The sequence below is a fragment of the Muricoccus roseus genome (assembly GCF_900141905.1).
GTDB classification, from domain to species: domain Bacteria; phylum Pseudomonadota; class Alphaproteobacteria; order Acetobacterales; family Acetobacteraceae; genus Roseomonas; species Roseomonas rosea.
In genome coordinates, this window is the sequence record NZ_FQZF01000073.1 from 1 (window position 1) to 3,232 (window position 3,232).

Consider the following 3,232-nt stretch of genomic DNA (forward strand, 5'->3'; position numbering starts at 1 on the left):
GTCCTTGATCAAGATCTGGTCTGGTGGCCTGGCGCCGACCGACTCTCCCGCGTCTTAAGACGCAGTACCATAGGCGCGGAGGTGTTTCACGGCCGAGTTCGGGATGGGATCGGGTGTGGCAACCTCGCTATAGGCACCAGGCCACCGGGCCAGATCTTGGTTTGGGGACGGATGGTGTGATGGATGGGTTGGTGTGTTGTGTGGGAGGGGTTTGCGTATTGGTGCTGCGCACGGCGAGGGTTTTTAGGCCTCAGCGGTGGGGGGGATGAGTTCGATCGGGCGATTAGGACCGCTCGGCTGCGTCGGTTACCCGACTTCCACCTGCGGCCTATCAACGTGATGGTCTATCACGGCCCTTGGGGAGACCTCGTCTTGAGGCTGGTTTCCCGCTTAGATGCCTTCAGCGGTTATCCGTTCCGCACTTGGCTACCCGGCGATGCCACTGGCGTGACAACCGGTGCACCAGAGGTGCGTCCATCCCGGTCCTCTCGTACTAGGGACAGATCCTCTCAAGTCTCCAACACCCATGGCAGATAGGGACCGAACTGTCTCACGACGTTCTAAACCCAGCTCACGTACCGCTTTAATCGGCGAACAGCCGAACCCTTGGGACCTGCTCCAGCCCCGGGATGCGATGAGCCGACATCGAGGTGCCAAACCTCCCCGTCGATGTGGACTCTTGGGGGAGATCAGCCTGTTATCCCTAGAGTACCTTTTATCCGTTGAGCGATGGCCCTTCCACGCGGGACCACCGGATCACTAAGGCCGACTTTCGTCTCTGCTCGCGCTGTCGCGCTCGCAGTCAGGCGGGCTTGTGCCTTTGCACTCAACAGCCGATGTCCGACCGGCTTGAGCCCACCATCGCGCGCCTCCGTTACACTTTGGGAGGCGACCGCCCCAGTCAAACTGCCCACCAGGCAGGGTCCCGACCCCGGCTAACGGGGTTCGGTTAGACGCCAGAAAGGCACAGGGTGGTATTTCAAGGTTGCCTCCACAGAGGCTAGCGCCCCTGCTTCATTGGCTCCCACCTATCCTACACAGTCCCTTCCTGGCGCCACTGCCAAGCTGCAGTAAAGGTTCATAGGGTCTTTCCGTCTGACCACGGGTACCCCGCATCTTCACGGGGAATTCAATTTCGCTGAGCCCATGCTGGAGACAGTGGGGAGGTCGTTACGCCATTCGTGCAGGTCGGAACTTACCCGACAAGGAATTTCGCTACCTTAGGACCGTTATAGTTACGGCCGCCGTTTACCGGGGCTTCAATTCAAGGCTTGCACCTCTCCTTTTAACCTTCCGGCACCGGGCAGGCGTCAGACCCTATACGTCATCTCTCGATTTCGCAGAGCCCTGTGTTTTTACTAAACAGTCGCCACCCCCTGGTCTGTGCCACCCCACAACGCTTGCGCGCCATGGGGTCTCGCTTATCCCGAAGTTACGCGAGCAATTTGCCTAGTTCCTTCAGCATGGTTCTCTCAAGCGCCTCGGTATACTCAACCAGTCCACCTGTGTCGGTTTCGGGTACGGTCCATAATCCCAGTGCTATTTCCCGGACCAATCCACCTGCCCCCTCAATCCGATAAGAGGGAACCGCGCTTCATGGTCGTCACATCTGGGGGGCCAGGGAATATTCACCCTGTTTCCATCGGCTACGGCTGTCGCCCTCGCCTTAGGGGCCGGCTCACCCTGCGCGGATTGGCCTTGCGCAGGAACCCTTGGACTTTCGGCGAGAGGGGTTCTCACCCTCTTTGTCGCTACTCATGTCCGCATTCGCACTTCCCATACCTCCAGGAGCCCTCACGGGTCTCCCTTCACAGGCCTAGGGAACGCTCCGCTACCGCGTGCATTGCTGCACACCCACAGCTTCGGCTCGTGGCTTGAGCCCCGTTACATTTTCGCCGCAGAACAGCTATTAGACCAGTGAGCTATTACGCTTTCTTTAAAGGATGGCTGCTTCTAAGCCAACCTCCTGGTTGTTTTGGCCGTCCCACATGCTTTCCCACTTAGCCACGAATTAGGGGCCTTAGCTGGTGGTCTGGGCTGTTTCCCTCTCGACAATGGACCTTAGCACCCACTGTCTGTCTGCCAGGCTACACTCACCGGCATTCGGAGTTCGGTAGGGTTTGGTAGGGCTTTGGGCCCCCCTAGCCCTTCCGGTGCTCTACCTCCGGCGGTGACCACCTGACGATCTACCTCAATAGATTTCGCGGAGAACCAGCTATTTCCGAGTTTGATTGGCCTTTCACCCCTAGCCACAGCTCATCCCCGACTTTTTCAACAGGCGTGGGTTCGGCCCTCCAGTGGGTGTTACCCCACCTTCAGCCTGGCCATGGCTAGATCACTCGGTTTCGGGTCTCATGCCGGCAACTCAAGCGCCCTTGTCAGACTCGCTTTCGCTGCGCCTACACCTCACGGCTTAAGCTTGCTGCCAACACGAACTCGCGGACCCATTATACAAAAGGTACGCCGTCACCCTTGCGGGCTCCGACTGCTTGTAAGCGTTCGGTTTCAGGTCTCTTTCACTCCCCTTGTCGGGGTGCTTTTCACCTTTCCCTCACGGTACTTGTGCACTATCGGTCGCCAAGGAGTATTTAGGCTTGGAGGGTGGTCCCCCCATGTTCAGACAGGGTTTCACGTGCCCCGCCTTACTCAAGGACCATCACGCGCCATACGCCTACGGGGCTATCACCCGCTGCGGCGGACCTTTCCAGATCCTTCGGCTTAACACATGATGGCCACTGGCCTACTCCGCTTTCGCTCGCCACTACTCGCGGAATCTCTGTTGATGTCTTTTCCTCCAGGTACTGAGATGTTTCAGTTCCCCGGGTTCGCCTCCACAGCCTATGAATTCAGCTGAGGATCTCCATAAAGGAGGGGTTTCCCCATTCGGACATCCGCGGATCAACGATCGCTCGCATCTCCCCGCGGCTTTTCGCAGCGTGCCACGTCCTTCATCGCCTCTTGGCGCCAAGGCATCCACCGAACGCCCTTCTTTCACTCATCTCTCTCCACCGCCCGCACGCAGGACCAATACGCAAAGAGCCAAAGCCCCCCTCGCATCAAGCCCGCATGTCCAATCGGACAGCAGACACCGAGTACGCATTCCTCTCAAAAACCCAGCACCACCAACATCAACGCCAGCCCAAAAGCCAGCGCGCGTCAGCAGCACAAGGGCTACTCAACACACCATTCCATCTTCACTTGTCAAAGAACACGAGAAACCACCCAAGCCAGG

At 58.4% G+C, this 3,232-nt stretch carries 2 rRNA genes; both read right to left on the reverse strand.

The annotated features are described in order from the left end of the window. Window positions 1-26 precede the first annotated feature (26 nt). Window positions 27-141 (reverse strand): 5S ribosomal RNA (gene rrf, locus BUB97_RS25325). Window positions 142-262: 121 nt separating this feature from the next. Then, window positions 263-3,000: ribosomal RNA gene (locus BUB97_RS25330) — 23S ribosomal RNA — on the reverse strand. Window positions 3,001-3,232 lie beyond the last annotated feature (232 nt).